Raw genomic sequence first — 17,189 nt, 5'->3', positions numbered from 1 at the left:
GTAAAAAATGTCAATGAACAGTATTCCTACAAAGGATCAGATCAAACTAGTTCCAAAGGTGTTGCTCCATGATCACCTAGATGGTGGACTACGTCCACAAACCATTATTGATATTGCCCAAGAGATCGGATACACCGCACTTCCCACTCATGATGCAACAGAGCTAGCGACATGGTTCCGCGAAAGCTGTGATTCTGGATCATTAGTTCGCTACCTTGAAACCTTTGATCACACGATTGCAGTGATGCAGCGTCGTGAAGACATCATCAGGGTTGCCCGTGAGTGCGCACTAGATCTTGCGCGCGATGGTGTTGTCTATGCAGAAGTTCGCGGAGCACCTGAGTTGTTTACCGGACAAGGTCTGTCTATGGTAGATGTTGTCGAAGCAACACTAGAAGGATATGAAATTGGCATGAAAGAGGCAGCAGCCGAAGGTCATCCAATAGTTGTGCGCTCACTCTTATGTGGAATGCGTCAGAACAAAAACTCGCAAGAAGTTGCTGAGTTAGTTGTTAAGTACCGAGACAAGGGAGTTGTTGGATTTGATATCGCTGGCCCTGAAGATGGTTTTCCGCCATCTGATCAAAAAGATACTTTTGATTATCTTCGTAAAGAAGATGCCCATTTTACTATCCATGCTGGTGAAGCGTATGGAATCCCCTCCATCTGGGAAGCCATCCAACTCTGCGGAGCCGAAAGACTAGGTCACGGTGTTCGAATCATCGATGATATCGATTTTTCTGGCCCTGAACCAAAGCTAGGTCGACTTGCATCATATGTTCGGGACCGACGCATTCCATTGGAGCTATGTCCCACTTCAAATCTACAAACAGGAGCGGCTGCAAGTTATGCCGAACATCCCATTGGTGTCTTGGCCAAGCTTCGTTTTCGCGTAACGCTCAACACTGATAATCGTTTGATGAGCCAAACCTCTATGTCTTTTGAGATGGATGAGGCGGTTAAGGCCTATAAATGGGACTTTGCAGAGCTTCAAAGAGTCACTATTAACGCTATGAAAAGTGCCTTTATCCCTTATCCAGAGCGTTTAAAGATCATTGAACAGATCATTAAGCCTGGGTATGCGAAGGTTTCATCTGCTTCATGATCGACTTTACAGACCCAGCCTTTGTATCTAATCCATACCCAGCGCTGAAAGAACTTCGTGCTGCAGGCCAACCTGTGTGGCACGAGGGAATGCAGATGTTTCTAGCTGCTCGCCATGGTGATGCTAACGATGTTTTTCGCAATAAATCAATTGGCAGAATATTCACCGAAAAGAGCCCAGAGTTTGAGTGGGAAATCTTTAACTGGCTCCATGCCGATTCAATTTTAGATAGCGAACCACCTAAGCACACTCGTCTTCGCTCACTTGTTGCAAAAGCATTCAACCGTCAAAAGATCGAAGGCATGCGCCCAGCCGTTGAGCGCATCACCGAGCAACTACTTGATGCTATTGATGAAAAGGTTAAGTCAGGTCAAACATTTGATTTAATTGCTAATTACGCCGAACCATTACCGGTCAAGATCATCGCAGATCTCTTAGGGTTCCCAGAATCTGAAGAGCACTTACTTCGACCATGGTCACAAGCGATTGTGAAGATGTATGAAGTAAATCCAACTATGCAATATCAAAGTGAAGCAAAAGTAGCTGCGCAAGAGTTTGCAGATTATGTTCGTGATTTAGCTGAAAGTCGCAAGAAGACTCCAGGTAAGGATTTAATTTCAGATCTTGCAATCGTTGAAGAAAATGGCGAGAAGCTTAATATGCATGAGCTGGTAGCAACTTGCGTGCTGCTACTTAACGCCGGACACGAGGCAAGTGTGAATGCATTTGGTAATGGAATGGTTGCAGCCTTACAACGCCCAGATCAAACTGCTTTGCTACGTGAGAATCCTCGAGGCGTTACTAATACCGCCCTTGAAGAGTTCATGCGTTTTGATGCGCCACTTCATTTGTTTGAACGCACTGCGACAGCTGATACTGAAATTGGGGGAGTCGCGATCAAAGAAGGACAAAAGATCGCAGCCCTTATTGGCTCTGCAAACCGTGATGAAACAGTGTTTTCTACCCCAGAATCGATGGATTTAACACGCGATCCAAATCCTCATATTGGTTTTGGTGCGGGTATTCACTTTTGCATAGGTGCGCCATTGGCACGACTTGAAATGAGTGTTTCCTTGCCAGCGCTATGGGAAAAGTATCCACATATGCAATTAGCAGGAGATGCGATTCGCAGGCCAACCTTTGTTTTGCGTGGTTATGAAAGCGTTGCTATCTCTGCTTGATGTGGGTAGGAAGATTGCGCACCTTTTTTAGTAACACTTAAGGATGCAACATTAATTCCTAGAGTCATCGCTGTCACGGGATCTTTACCACTAGCAAGTGAGTAAGCAAAAGTCCCAACAAAAGCATCACCAGCACCTGTTGTGTCAACCGCGGTAACTTTCGGTGCACCTACTTTAGTCAATTGACCATCAGCTGAAATATAGACAGCACCTTGGCTACCAAGAGTCACAATTGAATTCTTGCCTGGCCTAAAGTTTTTTAGAATTTCATCACTTGTTGGTAATGCACCATGGAGTTCACGGAATTCAGTCTCGTTTGGAATGATCCAATCACACAGTGCCAGTAAATCGACTGAGATTTCTTGATAGGGAGCAGGATTCAAAATAGTCGTACATTCCCGAGTCTTAGCCGCTTTGAAGGCCGCAAGAGTCACCTCTTGCTTAATTTCACATTGAGCTACGACAACTGACAAATCTTTTATGGCATTTATTGCTTCTACCGCTTTTGCAATCTCAATCTCATGATTTGCACCAGGGATGATAATGATTCGGTTCTCGCCATTTCCATCTACCCAAATGTGGGCAACACCTGTGGGAGTTTCACTTTGATTCACATACTCTGAATGAATTCCTACTTTTACAAAGTTATCTGCAATTGCTGTTCCAAAAACATCATTACCAAGTTTGCCAATGAAGTGAACCTCGGCGCCGCAGTGCGCAGCCATAACCGCTTGGTTAGCACCCTTGCCACCAAAACCTGTTGTAAAGAGTTGGCCGGCTAAGGTTTGGCCCGGTTCAGGTAGAACATCGGCATAGGCAGTTAAATCCATCATGGCACTTCCCACGACTGCGATGACTGCTGACTGTTCTCCAATAGATTGCATACCGCTAGGCTAGCCGTTATGAGCAAAACTTCAATCATTATGGATGTAGATACCGGCGTAGATGACGCCTTTGCTGTTCTATTTGCTGCGATGCATCCAGATATCAACTTACTTGGCATCACCTGCGTTGATGGCAATACCAACGTTGATCAAGTTGTGGCCAATACATTTAAAGTTTTGGATGCAGCAGGTGCTGGGGACATTCCTGTGGCACGAGGCGCGGTCCGTCCGTTGTTAGGCAAGAGCCAGTACGCCGAGTATGTACACGGCAAAGATGGAATGTGTGATCTTGGGATTGCTCCATCACATCGCACCGTTGACCCACGCTCTGCTGTTGAGCTACTTCGGGATCTCATTGAGTCATCTGCAGATCCCGTAACTATTGTTCCAATTGCACCGTTAACAAATATCGCATTGTTCTTGCGAGCATTTCCAGAAACTGCCAAGAAGATCCACAGAATTGTTTTGATGGGTGGTTCAGCTTCAGCTGGAAATGCAACTGCTGCTGCTGAATTTAATGTGTGGCACGATCCAGAAGCTGCTGCGATAGTTTTTCAAAGCGGAGTCCCTATTTCCATGTACGGACTAGATGTCTTTATGCGCCCTACAATTGGCCGAGAAGATGCAACTGCAATGAGTAAGTCTGACAAGCCTTCCTCACAATTTGCAGCATCACTGGCCCTTGGATTTATGGAGCAGGTTCGAACTGATCCCATCTCATTAGGTGATTACGGGGCACTTGCCTTGGTCATCCATCCAGAACTTTTTACGACTGAAATGTTTGATGTTGTAGTTGACACATCAGCCGGTCCTGCTCGAGGTCAAACAATTGTGGATCGTCGTGATGCATGGCTCAAGCAATTAGAACCACTAGACCTAGAAGATTCAGCGAAGGTTCGCGTTGCACTTGATCTAGATGTTGATGCGGTCGTTAAATTGTGGCTAAAAACCGTTAATTCATAGCCCTATTGGATGCCACACAGTTTTAGCCTCCATAAAGGCAATGATGCGACCAGGATCTGCTGACTTAAAGGAATGAATTCGCTTTAAGTTTTCAGCTCCAGCAACCTTAATGTCAGCATGCTTCTTAGAGGGCAATCCAGATATATCTAATGCATTAATATCCATATGAGATGCCATCCATGGCGCAATTTCATCTTTCTTGCCTGTAAGGATGTTGATGACACCTGCAGGTAGATCACTTGTTGCCAGAACTTCAGCAAATGTCATTGCGGACAATGGGGCTTTAGTGCTTGCTAGAACAACAACAGTATTTCCTGAGGTAATAATTGGCGCGATGACATCGATTAACCCAAGCAGTGAAGGAGTTTCAGGTGCAATGGCTGCAACAACTCCCATACTTTCAGGAATCGTAAAGTTATAGAAAGGACCTGCTACAGGATTTGTTGATCCTGCAAGGGATGCGATCTTGTCTGTCCAACCTGCATACCAAACAAGGCGATCAATAGATTCAGTCACCTCTTTATCGGCTTTTGACTTTGTTGCACCCGTGATATTAACAATTTCTTCTACAAACTGTCCGCGACGACCTTCAAGCATTTCGGCGATGCGATACAAGATTTGCCCACGGTTATATGCCGTTGCTGTGTTCCATCCAGCATGTGCTGCGCGTGCTGCAACAACTGCGTCACGTAAATCTTTACGAGAGGCAAGGCATGGGTTTGCAACAAATACACCCTTTGCATTCTTAACCTCATATGTGCGCCCTGATTCACTCCGAGGGAAAGCACCATTTATAAATAGCTTGTATGTCTTCTTAACATCGATGCGATTACTCATGGTTAACTCCCTTCAAATATGCAGACAGGCCGTGGCGTCCACCTTCGCGGCCCCACCCCGATTCCTTATATCCACCAAATGGTGATGTTGGATCAAACTTATTAAATGTGTTAGCCCAGATAACTCCTGCGCGAAGCTGTTGTGATGCCCACAATGTGCGGGATCCTTTTTCACTCCAGATGCCTGCAGATAGTCCAAAGGGGGTGTTGTTAGCCTTTTCTATTGCCTCGGCGGGTGTTCTAAAGGTCAAAACTGATAGAACTGGTCCAAAGATTTCTTCGCGTGCAATGCGATGTGCCTGTGTTACGCCTGTAAAGATTGTTGGTGCAAACCAGAATCCCTTACTTGGCAGTGTGCATGCTGGGCTCCAACGCTCAGCACCTTCTGCATCACCAACAGCTACAAGTTCAATTATTTTTGCAAGTTGTTCTTTGCTATTAATCGCACCGACATCAGTGTTCTTGTCCATTGGATCGCCCACACGAATCTTTTCCATGCGGTTCTTTAGCTTATGCAAAACCTCTTCCGCAACATTTTCTTGCAAAAGCAATCTTGAGCCAGCACAACAGACATGTCCTTGGTTGAAGAAAATACCGTTAACAATGCCTTCAACGGTTTCATCAATAGGGGCATCATCAAAGACAATATTGGCAGCCTTGCCACCTAGTTCTAGGGTCACGCTCTTGTTAGTTGGCGCAACAGCGCGAGCAATAATCTTTCCAACTTCAGTTGATCCGGTAAATGCAATCTTGTCGATTCCTGGATGATTAACAATTAAGGCCCCAGTTGATCCATCACCAGTAACAATGTTTACAACACCTGCAGGAAGTTCAGCTTGCTGACAAACCTCTGCAAATAACAATGCTGTAAGTGGTGTTGATTCAGCTGGCTTTAGAACAACTGTGTTTCCAGCAGCTAGTGCTGGCGCAACCTTCCATGCCAACATTAATAATGGAAAGTTCCAGGGAATAATCTGTCCTGCAACACCTAGTGGCTTGGGGGATGTGCCAAGACCTGCGTATTCAAGCTTGTCTGCCCATCCTGCGTGATAGAAAAAGTGAGCTGCTGCCAATGGAATATCGGTATCTCGTGATTCACGAATCGGCTTACCGTTATCCAGAGTCTCTAGTACTGCAAATTCACGTGCGCGCTCTTGCATGATACGAGCGATTCGATACAAATACTTTCCACGCTCTTTGCCAGACATCTTTGACCATGTATTTGTATAAGCCTTGCGCGCTGCCTTAACCGCTGCATCAACATCTGCTTTACCGGCGAGTGCAATCTGGCTTAACACCTCTTCAGTAGCTGGATTAATTGTTGGAAAGTGCTTGCCACCTGGAACAAATTTCCCACCGATGAAGTGTCCATACTTCGGCTTGATCGTGACAATTGCGCGAGATTCTTGCGCTGGGGCGTATTCGAAGGTCATAGTCGTCTCCATTAATCCATCGTCACATACAGAGGGCTAGTGTAATAACCATCATCCATCTTCATGCGCTGCATCAATAGATCATTGAGCAATGCACTGGCTCCAATTCGAAAGAGTTTCGGATTGAGCCAATCTGGCCCAACAGTTTCATTGACCAAAACTAATTGCTTGATTGCATCTTTGGTATTTCGGATTCCACCAGCTGGTTTGACCCCAATTCGAACTTGAGTCATTTCATAAAAGTCGCGTACTGCTTCGAGCATCACCAATACGACTGGGGGAGTTGCAGCTGGTGCAACTTTGCCAGTTGAAGTCTTAATAAAGTCAGCACCTGCTGCCATAGCTAAAAATGATGCTTTGCGAACATTGTCATAGGTGACTAATTCGCCAGTTTCAAAGATAACTTTTAGGTGTGCCCTGTCCCCACATACTTCGCGAATCTGAACAATTTCATTGAAAACATCTATGTATCGACCAGCAAGAAAAGCACCTCTATCGATCACCATATCGATCTCTGCTGCACCTGCATCAATTGCATCTTGTGTATCTTGAATTTTGACCGGCATTGATGCACGTCCCGATGGAAAAGCGGTAGAAACCGCTGCTACCGGCACATGCTGGCCACCAATTAAATCTAGGTGTTTACGAGCTACTGAAACCATGTCGTTATACACACACACAGCACCAACGCTAGGAACTGATGAATCAGTTGGATCTGGCCTAACCGCCTTTGTGCACAATGCTTTTACTTTGCCAGGTGTATCTGCACCTTCAAGGGTGGTTAAGTCCACCATCGTTATTGCAGTATCAATTGCCCACCGCTTTGAAGTTGTTTTGATGCTTCTGGTAGCAAGCATTGCTGCGCGAGCTTCAGCGCCCACCTGGTCGACACCGGAAAGATTGCCAAGGTAGCTCTTTAGTGAGGCATCAGTGCCATCAACTAAACCATAAAAACTCACGATAACAATTCCTTTAGCGGTGGTCGTAGTTGATCCAATACTACTTGAGCGGTTTTGGAATCCTTTTCAATTACCTCAATGTAACACTTCATCTTTGCTTCAGTGCCGCTGGGGCGAATAATAATTCGAACTCCACCATCTAGCCAGATTCTTAAACCATCTGTTGGCGGTAATCCATCGGTAGGGGCAGCCAGATCATCAATTGATGTAACCACTCGACCTGCAATATTTTGTGGTGGATTACTACGAAGTCTGCCAAGAATTACGCCCACTTTTGATAAGTCACTCAGGCGGATTGAAATTTGTTCTGTTGCGTGGAATCCGTGACGGGCCCAAATCTCATCCAATAAATCAAGAAGAGTTTTTCCATCAGCTGCAAGATCGGTTGCTATTTGCGCCAAAGTGATTGCTGCTGAAATTCCATCTTTATCATTGACTGTCTTTGCATCAACTGCGTAGCCAAGTGCTTCTTCATAGCCAAAGGTCAGATCCTTAATTTTTGCTAACCACTTAAAGCCTGTCAGGGTTTCTTTGAATTCGAGGTTGTAGTGCTCAGCTATTTTTTTCAGAATTGATGAGGAAACGATGGAATTAGCAAAAATCCCACTACTAGTCTTTCGAGCAATAGATTCGCCCAATATCGCGCCTAATTCATCGCCTCTCAGCATGCGCCAGCCTGTTACAGGGTCATTAACTGCAGCGGCGCATCGATCTGCATCTGGATCATTTGCAATGACTAGGTCTGCATTAAATGTCCTGGCTGTTTCAAGTGCTAAATCAATAGCACCGGGTTCTTCAGGGTTAGGGAAAGCAACTGTTGGAAAATCAGGATCTGGTGCAGCTTGTGCGTCAACCAAGATTGGGGAGGCAAATCCAGCTGCGTGGAATACACGTTTAAGAGTTTCAGTTCCAACCCCATGCATCGCCGTGTAAACAATACGCAAAGAACCGGGCTTTGTGGCAAGAGATGCTGTGCGATTGATGTATTTCTCAATTATCTCTTCACCTAAAACTGTCCACTCTTTTCCACGTGGTTGTTGTTTCAGGGATGGGATCGCAGCAATTTTGTGTGCAATTGAAACATCGGTGGGTGAAACGATTTGAGATCCGCGGTATTCGATGCCATCGACTGTTCCACCGAGATAAACCTTGTATCCATTATCTTGAGGTGGGTTATGACTTGCAGTAACCATGATGCCCACATCGCAACCCAATTCATTAGTAGCAAAAGCTAAAACTGGAGTCGGAAGAGGCCGTGGCAATACAAAAACCTTCATACCCGCACCACTCATAATCTCAGCGGTTTCAAATGTGTAATCTTCAGATCCATAGCGTGCATCGCGTCCGATAACTACTGAAGTTAAGTTGCGCTCTTTCATATAGGCAACTATTCCGGCAGCTGTGCGCCCAACGACTGCGCGATTCATTCCAGATGGTCCAGGTCGAATGGGACCACGCAGCCCGGCTGTTCCAAATTGTAAAAAGCCATTAAAGGATGCGCGAAGTTCGGCTTCATTATTTGTATCTAGCCACTGCTGTAATTGAGAAACTGTCATTGGATCTGGATCATCTGCTATCCAGGCTTGAACTTCGCCCACTAATGATTGATCCATGTGCCTAGAGTAACTTCGAGACAACCCTTTGAGAAGTCAGGTTATTTATCGATAATGTCACAGAGATTAGTTCCACTTGAAACAGTGGCCCCAATGACAGCTGTGAGATTAGAGATTATGCCCGCCTTGTGAGCAATTAAGGGTTGCTCCATTTTCATCGCTTCAAGAACAAAGATTAGATCACCAACTTCGACAGATGCGCCTTCTTCTACTGCAATCTTAACAACAGTTCCTTGCATTGGACTTGTGAGTCCAGAACTGCTTGATCCACCAGTCATAGTTTGTTTTGCGCGGTGACGCTTTATAACTGGCTTTGCCGCATGAACAAGAATCTCAAATCGTTTCCCATTAACTTCGGTAACGAGATATTCAGGTGCCATATGAGTTTCAAGAGGGGGCTCAGTGAAAGAAAATGCTGGAATTTGATTATTGAATTCATTTTCAATGTAACTTGTGTAAACCTTGAAATTCTTTGTGTATGCGGGATCGTCAAGAATTGCACGATGGAAAGGAATTGCAGTTGCTAATCCGCCCACTATGAATTCAGAGAGTGCGCGTCGAGCACGTTCAATAGCCTGTTCGCGAGTTGCGCCGGTAACAATTAACTTTGCAAGCAGGGAATCAAAGTTGCCACCAATTGTGTCGCCACCCTGGAAGCCTGCATCTACGCGCACACCAGGACCAGTTGGGATTTCCCATTCAGTAATGCGTCCTGGTGCGGGTAGGAAAGATCGGCCTGGATCTTCCCCATTGATTCGAAATTCAATTGAATGTCCACGAATTATTGGATCATCAAAACCAAGTGCTTCGCCATCTGCAATTCGGAACTGTTCGCGCACAAGATCAAGTCCGGTTACTTCCTCACTGACAGGGTGCTCAACTTGTAAACGTGTATTTACCTCAAGAAATGAAATAGTTCCATCGACTCCAACTAAGAACTCACATGTTCCAGCGCCTACGTAGCCTGCTTCCTTCATGATTGCTTTACTTGAACGGTAGAGCTCATCATTTTGTGCTTGGGTTAGAAATGGAGCAGGAGCTTCTTCAACGAGTTTCTGGTGACGACGTTGCAGAGAACAGTCACGGGTACTAACAACAACAGCATGACCGTGCTTATCAACTAGTACCTGTGTTTCAACATGTCGGGGCTTATCTAAATAGCGCTCTACGAAGCACTCACCGCGACCAAAACCTGAAATCGCCTCACGCACAGCAGATGCAAATAGTTCTGGAATCTCTTCCATAGTGCGCGCAACCTTTAATCCACGTCCTCCACCACCGTGGGCGGCCTTAATGGCAACAGGTAGACCATGTTCTTTGGCAAAAGCTGTAACTTCTTCATGGCCTGCAACGGGATCTTTAGTGCCAGCAACTAGTGGAGCACCTGCCTTTGCAGCGATCTTTCGTGCAGAAACCTTGTCGCCTAATGCACGAATGGCATCCGGTGGTGGACCAATCCATGTAAGACCTGCATCAACAACGGCTTGAGCAAAGTTTGCATTCTCTGAAAGGAAACCATATCCAGGGTGGACGGCGTCTGCGCCAGATTCTTTTGCAACTGCGATTAGCTTTTCAATATCTAAGTAAGTTTGCGTCGCAGTGGTGCCGTGAAGTGAATAGGCAGTATCTGCCATTTGGGCATGCAGTGAGGTGCGATCTTCATCTGAATACACCGCAACACTTTCGATGCCATGATCCTTACAAGCACGAATAACACGCACAGCAATTTCACCACGGTTGGCGATTAGTACGCGCTTCATTTCATCACCTTTGCTTGTGGCCAGGTGTAACCAAGTTGTGCAAATGCCTTGCGCACAAATGGCATTGATATACCAACAACATTTGTGTAATCACCTTCAATAGAAGGAATAAATGGAGAGCTAAAACCATCAAGAGTAAAGCCACCAGCAACATGTAGTGGTTCTTCTGTCGCAACGTAATCTGCGATTTCTTCATCACTCATATGATCAAAAGTGACTCGGGTTGTGACACGATCTGAAATTTCAACATCTTTGACGGTATCGATAATGCAGTGACCAGTGTGAAGAAGCCCAGAGTTGCCTCGGACTCGCCTTGCCCGCTCTATTGCAATATCTGGAGTCCCTGGCTTACCTAGTGAGACTCCATCAAATTCGAAGGTTGAATCACATCCGATTATTATGGCTGGATAATCAATCTTTTCGCGGACTGTGTGGGCTTTTGTAATTGCTAACGCGATAACCATATCCGCTGGGTGCATTGCATTGAAAAACTCCGTGTCCTCATCAACATTACTAACCATAATCTTTGGAGACAAACCAGCAGACTCAAGTAAACGACGTCGACTAGTAGATTGTGATGCTAAAACAATTGTTGGCATTGTTATCTAAACCTTCTCGCGCCAAATGTAATTTGATGGGGCAGCGGCTTACGCAGCTGTGGTGAGCCATAAAGACTGCGGCGAATCACAGGTGTGAGTTCTTCACGTTTGTGTTGAGCCATAACAACCTCAATTGCGGCCAACTCTTCAGGAGTTGGATTCCCAGAAGTAATCTCAAATTGCATTACAGAGGAATGTTTCCGTGCTTGCGTGCAGGCAAGACATCGCGCTTTGTCTTCAAGGTTCTAAATGCTTTTGTGATGTATGCGCGAGATTGGCTAGGTTCGATAACTGTGTCAATTGTTCCGCGCTCTGCTGCCAAATATGGATTTGCAAGTGATTCGTTGTATTCCTTTACTAACTCAGCACGCCTTATTTCAGCATCTTTAGCATCTGCTAACTCTTTGCGATACAAAATGTTTACTGCACCTTGTGCGCCCATTACGGCGATTTCAGCACTTGGCCATGCGAAGTTAATGTCACTGCCAAGATATTTAGATCCCATAACAATGAATGCTCCACCGTATGCCTTGCGAGTAATAAGTGTTACAAGTGGCACAGAAGCTTCAGCGTATGCGTAGAGTAACTTCGCTCCACGACGAATGATTCCGTCCCATTCTTGCTCTGTACCAGGCAAGAAACCTGGAACATCTACAAGGGTAAGAATCGGAATATTAAAGGCATCGCAGAAACGCAAGAAACGTGCTGCTTTTTCACTTGAATTGATATCAAGAGTTCCTGCTAGTTGATTGGGCTGGTTGGCGATGATTCCAATTGATTCGCCTTCGATGCGTGCAAAACCAACGACAATATTTGGCGCATAGAGTGCGTGAACTTCGAGGAACTCGCCCTCATCTACTAAGGCCTGAATCAAAATCTTCATGTCATATGGCTGGTTAGGACTATCCGGAATCAAAGTATCTAATGCGATATCTGTTGCTTTCTTTTCCAAAGTTTCAGTTGGGGGTAGATGGGGCGCTGCATCCATATTGTTTGATGGTAAGTATGAGAGAAGCGCCTTAACATAATCAATCGCATCATCTTCGTTTTCTGCTAAATAATGTGAGTTGCCGGTGCGCGTGTTATGCGTGCGTGCACCACCAAGCTCTTCCATTCCAACTTCTTCACCCGTAACAGTCTTGATGACATCAGGGCCGGTAATAAACATGTGCGAGGTTTCATTCACCATGATTGTGAAATCTGTAAGTGCTGGTGAGTAAGCGGAGCCACCTGCACATGGACCAAGAATCAGTGAGATCTGGGGGATAACACCTGAAGATCTGGTGTTGAGGCGGAAGATTTTCCCGTATCCATTAAGGGATGCGACACCTTCTTGAATACGAGCTCCACCGGAATCATTTATTCCAATAAGTGGTATTCCAGATTTAAGTGCAAACGCGGCGATCTTTACAATCTTTTCTGCGTGAACTTCACCAAGTGATCCACCCATAACGGTGAAATCCTGTGAATACAACGCGATTGGGCGGCCGTCAACAGTTGCTGTTCCGATTACTACACCATCACCATATGGGCGATTTTTTTCCATTCCAAATTGCGTTGAACGGTGACGCGCGAACTCATCAATCTCAGTAAATGAATCGGCATCAACCAGCAATTCAATTCTTTCGCGCGCAGACTTCTTACCTTTTGAGTGCTGCTTCTCAACGGCGCGCTCGGAGCCACCATGGACAGCTTCCTCAACACGGTCGCGAAGATCTTCTATTTTTCCGGCAGTTGTATGCAGATCACGGCTCATGGGCGTACGGTACTAGTCGTGGGCAAAGAATTGTTAAGTGCAGCGCTTGATCCGGCGGAGATCAATAGATTAATTACGCCTTACTGGCGAGTAAGCGTGGTTGAACTCACGAGTACTACGCAAGGCGATTTAGTGCAACGAGTGCGTGATGGAAATGCGCAAGTGGGCGATGTAATAGCTGCAGAATTTCAGAGTGCCGGACGAGGACGCTTGGACCGCACATTCGAAGCACCAAAAGGAACTGCTTTGCTATTTTCTTTTTACATCGAACCACAACGCAATCGTGATGACTGGGGATGGCTGCCTTTAATTGCTGGCTACAGTGTGGCAAAGACTCTGCATGCTTTTCATGCAACCGTTAAATGGCCCAATGATATTTTGATTAATCACAAAAAAGTTTCAGGTCTTATCGCAGAGGTAGTTGGTGATGGCGTAGTAATTGGAATTGGCATCAATGTTGGAATGAGTGAAGATCAACTACCTGTAGAAACAGCAACATCTTTGCTTGTTGAAGGCGGAGTTGATTTAACGCGAGATGAAATCTTATGCGAAGTATTGGAAGAGTTCGAAGAGCATTTTGTGCAGTGGGATCAAGGTATTGACGAGGTGCAGGCGTTGTACGTACATCTCTGTGCCACATTGGGCAAAGAGGTTCGGGTTGAATACCCTGGTGGGGTTACGCACTTAGCGGTAGCTGAATCGATTTCAGATATTGGCGCGCTCATCTTGGATGATGGGACTCATGTTCAATCCGCCGATGTAATTCATCTACGATAGACCGGTGAGCAAAGCCTTCCCAACAGTCGGAGTCATCGGCGCTGGACAACTTGCTCGAATGAGCATCGCACCAGCAACTGCGCTAGGCGTTAATTTATTGTTGCTTGCAGCCGATTCCAATGACTCTGCTGCTCAAATTGCCCAGCATGTAGTTGGCGATTACACCGATCTCGCGACAGTCAAAGAATTTGCAGCACGATGTGATGTCATTACTTTTGAACATGAGTTGATTCCATTGAGCATCATCAAAGCGTTAGAAGCTGATGGGGTAGTGGTTCGCCCATCAGCTGCAGCATTTGAATTTTCACAAGATAAAGCCGCAATGCGCCAGAAGCTGCAATCTTTTCCTTCACCGAAATTTCAAATAGTTACTGCCATAGATCAAGTAGATAAGTTTCCGATTATTGCTAAAGCAATCTCTGGCGGGTATGACGGACGCGGTGTTTGGAAAGTAAATTCAGCAAAAGAGTTGGGTGACCTTTTGCAAAAGATGCCCAAGCTGCTAGTTGAAGAGCTCATTGAATTTGATTATGAGATTGCCGTAATGGTTGCGCGTTCTCCACACGGACAAGCAACTACTTGGGCTCCAACACAAACAGTACAAAAAGATGGAATTTGCGTGATGACAATTTCACCTGCCCCACAATTGACAGCGGCATTAAGTGAAAAAGCACAAAAACTTGCTCTAGATATCGCTGCTGAAGTTGGAGTTGTTGGTGTGATGGCTGTTGAAATGTTCGTCAAAAGTGACAACTTATTTGTAAATGAGTTGGCAATGCGTCCTCACAACTCTGGACACTGGACTATTGAAGGTTCACATACAAGTCAGTTCGAACAACATTTGCGCGCAGTCTTAGATCTTCCCCTTGGTGATCCATCAATGACAGCACCTGTGGCTGTCATGGGAAATGTTTTAGGTGGCGATAAGACAGATATGTATCGTCCATATCTGCACCTGATGGCACGCACACCTGCGCTGCATTTCCATCAATACAAGAAGGATGTACGCCCAGGTCGAAAGATTGGGCATGTAACTTTGCTCGGCAAAGACCTCGTAGAATTAACCCAGGAAGTCCAACATGCGGTGGATTACATGAGCGGAGAAATCGATGAGTGATGTAGCAATCATCATGGGGTCAGACTCAGACTGGCCAACGATGGAAGAAGCGGCAAAAGTTTTGGATGATCTTGGAATTTCATATTCAGCAGATGTTGTTTCAGCTCATCGCATGCCACTTGAGATGGTTGAGTTTGCACAGACTGCGCAATCAAAAGGTTACAAAGTAATTATTGCTGGCGCAGGTGGCGCTGCACACTTGCCTGGAATGGTCGCTTCATTAACAACGCTTCCAGTTATCGGTGTACCAGTTGCGTTAAAGAATCTTGATGGAATGGATTCATTGCTATCGATTGTTCAAATGCCAGCAGGCGTGCCGGTAGCAACTGTTGGAGTTGGCAATGCAAAGAATGCAGCGTTACTTGCCGCAAGAATCCTTGGTGTATCTGATGCAGCAATTTCTGCAAAGGTTGCAGATGGCTTAAAGGAAATCAACAAGATTGCAAAGGAAAAGGGCGAGAACCTCAACTCTCGCCGTAATCAAAAAACAGGTTTTTAAGCTCGAGCGCGATATTCAATCGCAGGGCAACGATCCATGATCGTCAGTAAGCCTGCCGCTTGTGCACGCGCAATAGCATCGTTATCAATAACATCTAATTGCAACCACACAGCCTTAGCACCAATAGCAATAGCTTCATCTACAACTTTTCCCACTAATGTTGAATTAACAAAGCAATCAACAACATCGACAGATTCTGGAATTTCAGAGAGAGTTTTGTATCCAGTTTCTCCGTGTACAACTTCTGCGCGAGGGTATACCGGAATAATTCGGTGCCCTTTATCTTGAAGAAGTTTTGCTACACCAAATGCAGCGCGCTCAGGATTATTGCCAAGACCAACCACTGCCCATGTTTTTAGGGCAAGGACAGCATCAATGGTTTCTTTAGTATTAATCGGTACGCCCTAATGCGTGGAACTTCCACCCAGCGTTGCGCCACAAGGTGCGATCGAGCATGTTGCGCCCATCAATAATGATTTTGCTCTTAACAATGGAAGAAATAGCGACAGGATCGATCTGGCGATACTCCTTCCATTCAGTCAAATGAAGGATTAAATCTGCATCTTTGATTGCATCATTGATTACTTCGGCGTAATCAAGGTTTGGAAAACGCTTACGTGCAGGCTCAATACCTTGTGGATCATGGATAACGACCTCTGCACCTGCTGCATGTAACTGAACAGCGATATCTAGTGCAGGGGAGTCACGCACATCATCGCTGTCGGGCTTAAATGTTGCACCTAAAACAGCAATCTTGTACTGAGTTAGATCCTGTGAAAGCTTTCCACGCACAACATCGATAACGCGTTGTCGTGCACGTAAGTTAATTGCATCAATTTCTCGTAAGAACTCAAGCGCCTGCTTGGCACCTAACTCTTCAGCACGTGCCATGAATGCACGAATATCTTTAGGAAGGCAGCCCCCACCAAAGCCAATGCCAGCTTGTAAAAAGCGACTGCCGATACGTGGGTCGTAACCAATTGCCTTTGCAAGAACTGTTACATCACCACCTGCAGCCTCACATACTTCAGCCATCGCATTGATAAATGAAATCTTTGTTGCAAGAAATGAGTTAGCAGCTACCTTTACAAGTTCAGATGTTGGTAGGTCTGCACGAACCCAAGGTGTTCCTAAAGCAATCACTGGCTCATATACCTCTTTAAGAATCTCTTCAGCACGATCATTTGCAACACCGACTACTAGGCGATTTGGTGTCAATGTGTCTTCAACTGCAAAACCTTCACGCAGAAACTCTGGGTTCCAGGCTAGATCGGCATGAGGCGCAATCTTTGAAAGTTCAGCACGCAATGCTTGCGCCGTTCCAACTGGAACAGTGGATTTACCGACAACAAGTGATCCATCTTTTAGATGTGGAGCAATAGCGGCAACAGCAGACTTAACGTATGTGAGATCTGCGGCTAACCCATCTTTACTCTGTGGAGTTCCCACACATACAAAGTGAACATCAGCATCTTTGACTGCTGAGAAATCAGTTGTAAAGGAGAGTCGACCAGTCTTCATTTCCTGCTCAAGCAGTGTGTCTAGACCTGGTTCATAAAATGGGAGTTTTCCACTTTGTAGTAAGGCTACTTTTTCTGGATCTGTATCGACGCCGATTACTGTAAAACCTAGTGAGGACATACAAGCAGCATGGGTGGCTCCTAGATAACCGCAGCCAACAACCGAGAGAGTTAAAGTCATGTGGGG

General features: G+C 45.6%; 17 protein-coding genes. 6 read left to right on the top strand and 11 right to left on the bottom strand.

Translation table 11 applies throughout. The features are described 5' to 3' along the window. The first annotated feature begins 7 nt into the window (after window positions 1–7). Both AC9UEY_RS02325 and AC9UEY_RS02320 read left to right on the top strand, forming a co-directional pair. On the top strand, window positions 8–1,105 hold the full coding sequence (locus AC9UEY_RS02325) for an adenosine deaminase (protein ID WP_509537218.1): 1,098 nt from the start codon (window positions 8–10) through the stop codon (window positions 1,103–1,105). Next, entirely contained in the window at window positions 1,102–2,286 is a 1,185-nt protein-coding gene (locus AC9UEY_RS02320) for a cytochrome P450 (RefSeq protein WP_509537215.1), read from the top strand. The genes AC9UEY_RS02325 and AC9UEY_RS02320 overlap by 4 nt, the downstream gene beginning before the upstream one ends. Here AC9UEY_RS02320 and AC9UEY_RS02315 read toward each other — a convergent pair. Next, the gene (locus tag AC9UEY_RS02315) at window positions 2,259–3,170 is read right to left on the bottom strand and encodes a ribokinase (protein WP_509537212.1); all 912 of its coding nucleotides are present in this window, start codon (window positions 3,168–3,170) and stop codon (window positions 2,259–2,261) included. The genes AC9UEY_RS02320 and AC9UEY_RS02315 overlap by 28 nt on opposite strands. Before the next feature lie 18 nt (window positions 3,171–3,188). On the opposite strand from AC9UEY_RS02315, the gene AC9UEY_RS02310 reads away from it, so the two are divergent. Then, window positions 3,189–4,133: a nucleoside hydrolase gene (locus tag AC9UEY_RS02310; protein ID WP_509537210.1), complete on the top strand. Its 945-nt coding sequence runs from the start codon at window positions 3,189–3,191 to the stop codon at window positions 4,131–4,133. On the opposite strand, the gene AC9UEY_RS02305 is transcribed toward AC9UEY_RS02310, so the two are convergent. From AC9UEY_RS02305 to AC9UEY_RS02270, 8 genes are read right to left on the bottom strand one after another with little or no spacing between them, the layout of a single operon-like run. Further along, window positions 4,128–4,970 carry an aldehyde dehydrogenase family protein gene (locus tag AC9UEY_RS02305; protein WP_509537207.1) on the bottom strand — a complete coding sequence of 281 codons (843 nt, stop codon included), beginning with the start codon at window positions 4,968–4,970 and terminating at the stop codon, window positions 4,128–4,130. The genes AC9UEY_RS02310 and AC9UEY_RS02305 overlap by 6 nt on opposite strands. Next, window positions 4,963–6,402 (bottom strand): aldehyde dehydrogenase family protein, encoded by a 1,440-nt coding sequence (locus tag AC9UEY_RS02300; RefSeq protein WP_509537204.1) that lies wholly within the window; start codon window positions 6,400–6,402, stop codon window positions 4,963–4,965. The genes AC9UEY_RS02305 and AC9UEY_RS02300 overlap by 8 nt, the downstream gene beginning before the upstream one ends. A gap of 11 nt (window positions 6,403–6,413) precedes the next feature. After that, window positions 6,414–7,361 (bottom strand): deoxyribose-phosphate aldolase, encoded by a 948-nt coding sequence (gene deoC / locus AC9UEY_RS02295; protein ID WP_509537201.1) that lies wholly within the window; start codon window positions 7,359–7,361, stop codon window positions 6,414–6,416. Continuing rightward, window positions 7,358–8,974, bottom strand: a complete 1,617-nt coding sequence (locus AC9UEY_RS02290; RefSeq protein ID WP_509537199.1) for a phospho-sugar mutase — start codon at window positions 8,972–8,974, stop codon at window positions 7,358–7,360. The genes deoC and AC9UEY_RS02290 overlap by 4 nt, the downstream gene beginning before the upstream one ends. 41 nt (window positions 8,975–9,015) lie before the next feature. Then, window positions 9,016–10,734, bottom strand: coding sequence for an acetyl/propionyl/methylcrotonyl-CoA carboxylase subunit alpha (locus AC9UEY_RS02285; protein ID WP_509537196.1), 1,719 nt, complete (start codon window positions 10,732–10,734; stop codon window positions 9,016–9,018). After that, window positions 10,731–11,333, bottom strand: a complete 603-nt coding sequence (locus AC9UEY_RS02280; protein WP_509537193.1) for a Maf family protein — start codon at window positions 11,331–11,333, stop codon at window positions 10,731–10,733. Before AC9UEY_RS02280 ends, AC9UEY_RS02285 begins: the two co-directional genes overlap by 4 nt. Window positions 11,334–11,335: 2 nt before the next feature. Continuing rightward, on the bottom strand, window positions 11,336–11,518 hold the full coding sequence (locus AC9UEY_RS02275) for an acyl-CoA carboxylase subunit epsilon (protein ID WP_509537190.1): 183 nt from the start codon (window positions 11,516–11,518) through the stop codon (window positions 11,336–11,338). Beyond that, window positions 11,518–13,089 (bottom strand): acyl-CoA carboxylase subunit beta, encoded by a 1,572-nt coding sequence (locus AC9UEY_RS02270; protein ID WP_509537188.1) that lies wholly within the window; start codon window positions 13,087–13,089, stop codon window positions 11,518–11,520. The genes AC9UEY_RS02275 and AC9UEY_RS02270 overlap by 1 nt, the downstream gene beginning before the upstream one ends. A gap of 18 nt (window positions 13,090–13,107) precedes the next feature. Here AC9UEY_RS02270 and AC9UEY_RS02265 point away from each other — a divergent pair, with 18 nt between their 5' ends. Genes AC9UEY_RS02265 through purE form a run of 3 tightly spaced genes read left to right on the top strand, consistent with a single transcriptional unit; the run spans window position 13,108 to window position 15,482 of the window. Then, window positions 13,108–13,866 carry a biotin--[acetyl-CoA-carboxylase] ligase gene (locus AC9UEY_RS02265; RefSeq protein WP_509537185.1) on the top strand — a complete coding sequence of 253 codons (759 nt, stop codon included), beginning with the start codon at window positions 13,108–13,110 and terminating at the stop codon, window positions 13,864–13,866. Between the two features lie 4 nt (window positions 13,867–13,870). Next, a complete protein-coding gene (locus tag AC9UEY_RS02260; protein WP_509537182.1) occupies window positions 13,871–14,983 on the top strand; it encodes a 5-(carboxyamino)imidazole ribonucleotide synthase in 1,113 nt (370 codons plus the stop codon). Continuing rightward, a complete protein-coding gene (gene purE / locus AC9UEY_RS02255) occupies window positions 14,976–15,482 on the top strand; it encodes a 5-(carboxyamino)imidazole ribonucleotide mutase (RefSeq protein ID WP_509537179.1) in 507 nt (168 codons plus the stop codon). The genes AC9UEY_RS02260 and purE overlap by 8 nt, the downstream gene beginning before the upstream one ends. Here the strand turns inward: purE and AC9UEY_RS02250 are convergent. Together AC9UEY_RS02250 and AC9UEY_RS02245 are read right to left on the bottom strand one after the other, a co-directional pair. Further along, window positions 15,479–15,826 carry a CoA-binding protein gene (locus tag AC9UEY_RS02250; protein ID WP_509537176.1) on the bottom strand — a complete coding sequence of 116 codons (348 nt, stop codon included), beginning with the start codon at window positions 15,824–15,826 and terminating at the stop codon, window positions 15,479–15,481. The two genes, purE and AC9UEY_RS02250, sit on opposite strands and share 4 nt — an antisense overlap. A 46-nt stretch (window positions 15,827–15,872) precedes the next feature. Next, on the bottom strand, window positions 15,873–17,183 hold the full coding sequence (locus tag AC9UEY_RS02245) for a UDP-glucose dehydrogenase family protein (protein ID WP_509537173.1): 1,311 nt from the start codon (window positions 17,181–17,183) through the stop codon (window positions 15,873–15,875). Window positions 17,184–17,189: the final 6 nt, after the last annotated feature.

This window comes from Candidatus Planktophila sp., assembly GCF_040402275.1.
Classification (GTDB): domain Bacteria; phylum Actinomycetota; class Actinomycetes; order Nanopelagicales; family Nanopelagicaceae; genus Planktophila.
The sequence above is the reverse complement of the archived record's forward strand: the minus strand, read 5'-3'. Positions and strand labels throughout refer to the sequence as shown.

Bases quoted from the DNA above. Each gene is read 5' to 3' on its own strand.
- AC9UEY_RS02325 (WP_509537218.1), top strand. From the start codon at position 8: ATGTCAATGAACAGTATTCCTACAAAGGATCAGATCAAACTAGTTCCA.
- AC9UEY_RS02320 (WP_509537215.1), top strand. From the start codon at position 1,102: ATGATCGACTTTACAGACCCAGCCTTTGTATCTAATCCATACCCAGCG.
- AC9UEY_RS02315 (WP_509537212.1), bottom strand. From the start codon at position 3,170: ATGCAATCTATTGGAGAACAGTCAGCAGTCATCGCAGTCGTGGGAAGT.
- AC9UEY_RS02310 (WP_509537210.1), top strand. From the start codon at position 3,189: ATGAGCAAAACTTCAATCATTATGGATGTAGATACCGGCGTAGATGAC.
- AC9UEY_RS02305 (WP_509537207.1), bottom strand. From the start codon at position 4,970: ATGAGTAATCGCATCGATGTTAAGAAGACATACAAGCTATTTATAAAT.
- AC9UEY_RS02300 (WP_509537204.1), bottom strand. From the start codon at position 6,402: ATGACCTTCGAATACGCCCCAGCGCAAGAATCTCGCGCAATTGTCACG.
- AC9UEY_RS02290 (WP_509537199.1), bottom strand. From the start codon at position 8,974: ATGGATCAATCATTAGTGGGCGAAGTTCAAGCCTGGATAGCAGATGAT.
- AC9UEY_RS02285 (WP_509537196.1), bottom strand. From the start codon at position 10,734: ATGAAGCGCGTACTAATCGCCAACCGTGGTGAAATTGCTGTGCGTGTT.
- AC9UEY_RS02280 (WP_509537193.1), bottom strand. From the start codon at position 11,333: ATGCCAACAATTGTTTTAGCATCACAATCTACTAGTCGACGTCGTTTA.
- AC9UEY_RS02275 (WP_509537190.1), bottom strand. From the start codon at position 11,518: ATGCAATTTGAGATTACTTCTGGGAATCCAACTCCTGAAGAGTTGGCC.
- AC9UEY_RS02270 (WP_509537188.1), bottom strand. From the start codon at position 13,089: ATGAGCCGTGATCTGCATACAACTGCCGGAAAAATAGAAGATCTTCGC.
- purE (WP_509537179.1), top strand. From the start codon at position 14,976: ATGAGTGATGTAGCAATCATCATGGGGTCAGACTCAGACTGGCCAACG.
- AC9UEY_RS02245 (WP_509537173.1), bottom strand. From the start codon at position 17,183: ATGACTTTAACTCTCTCGGTTGTTGGCTGCGGTTATCTAGGAGCCACC.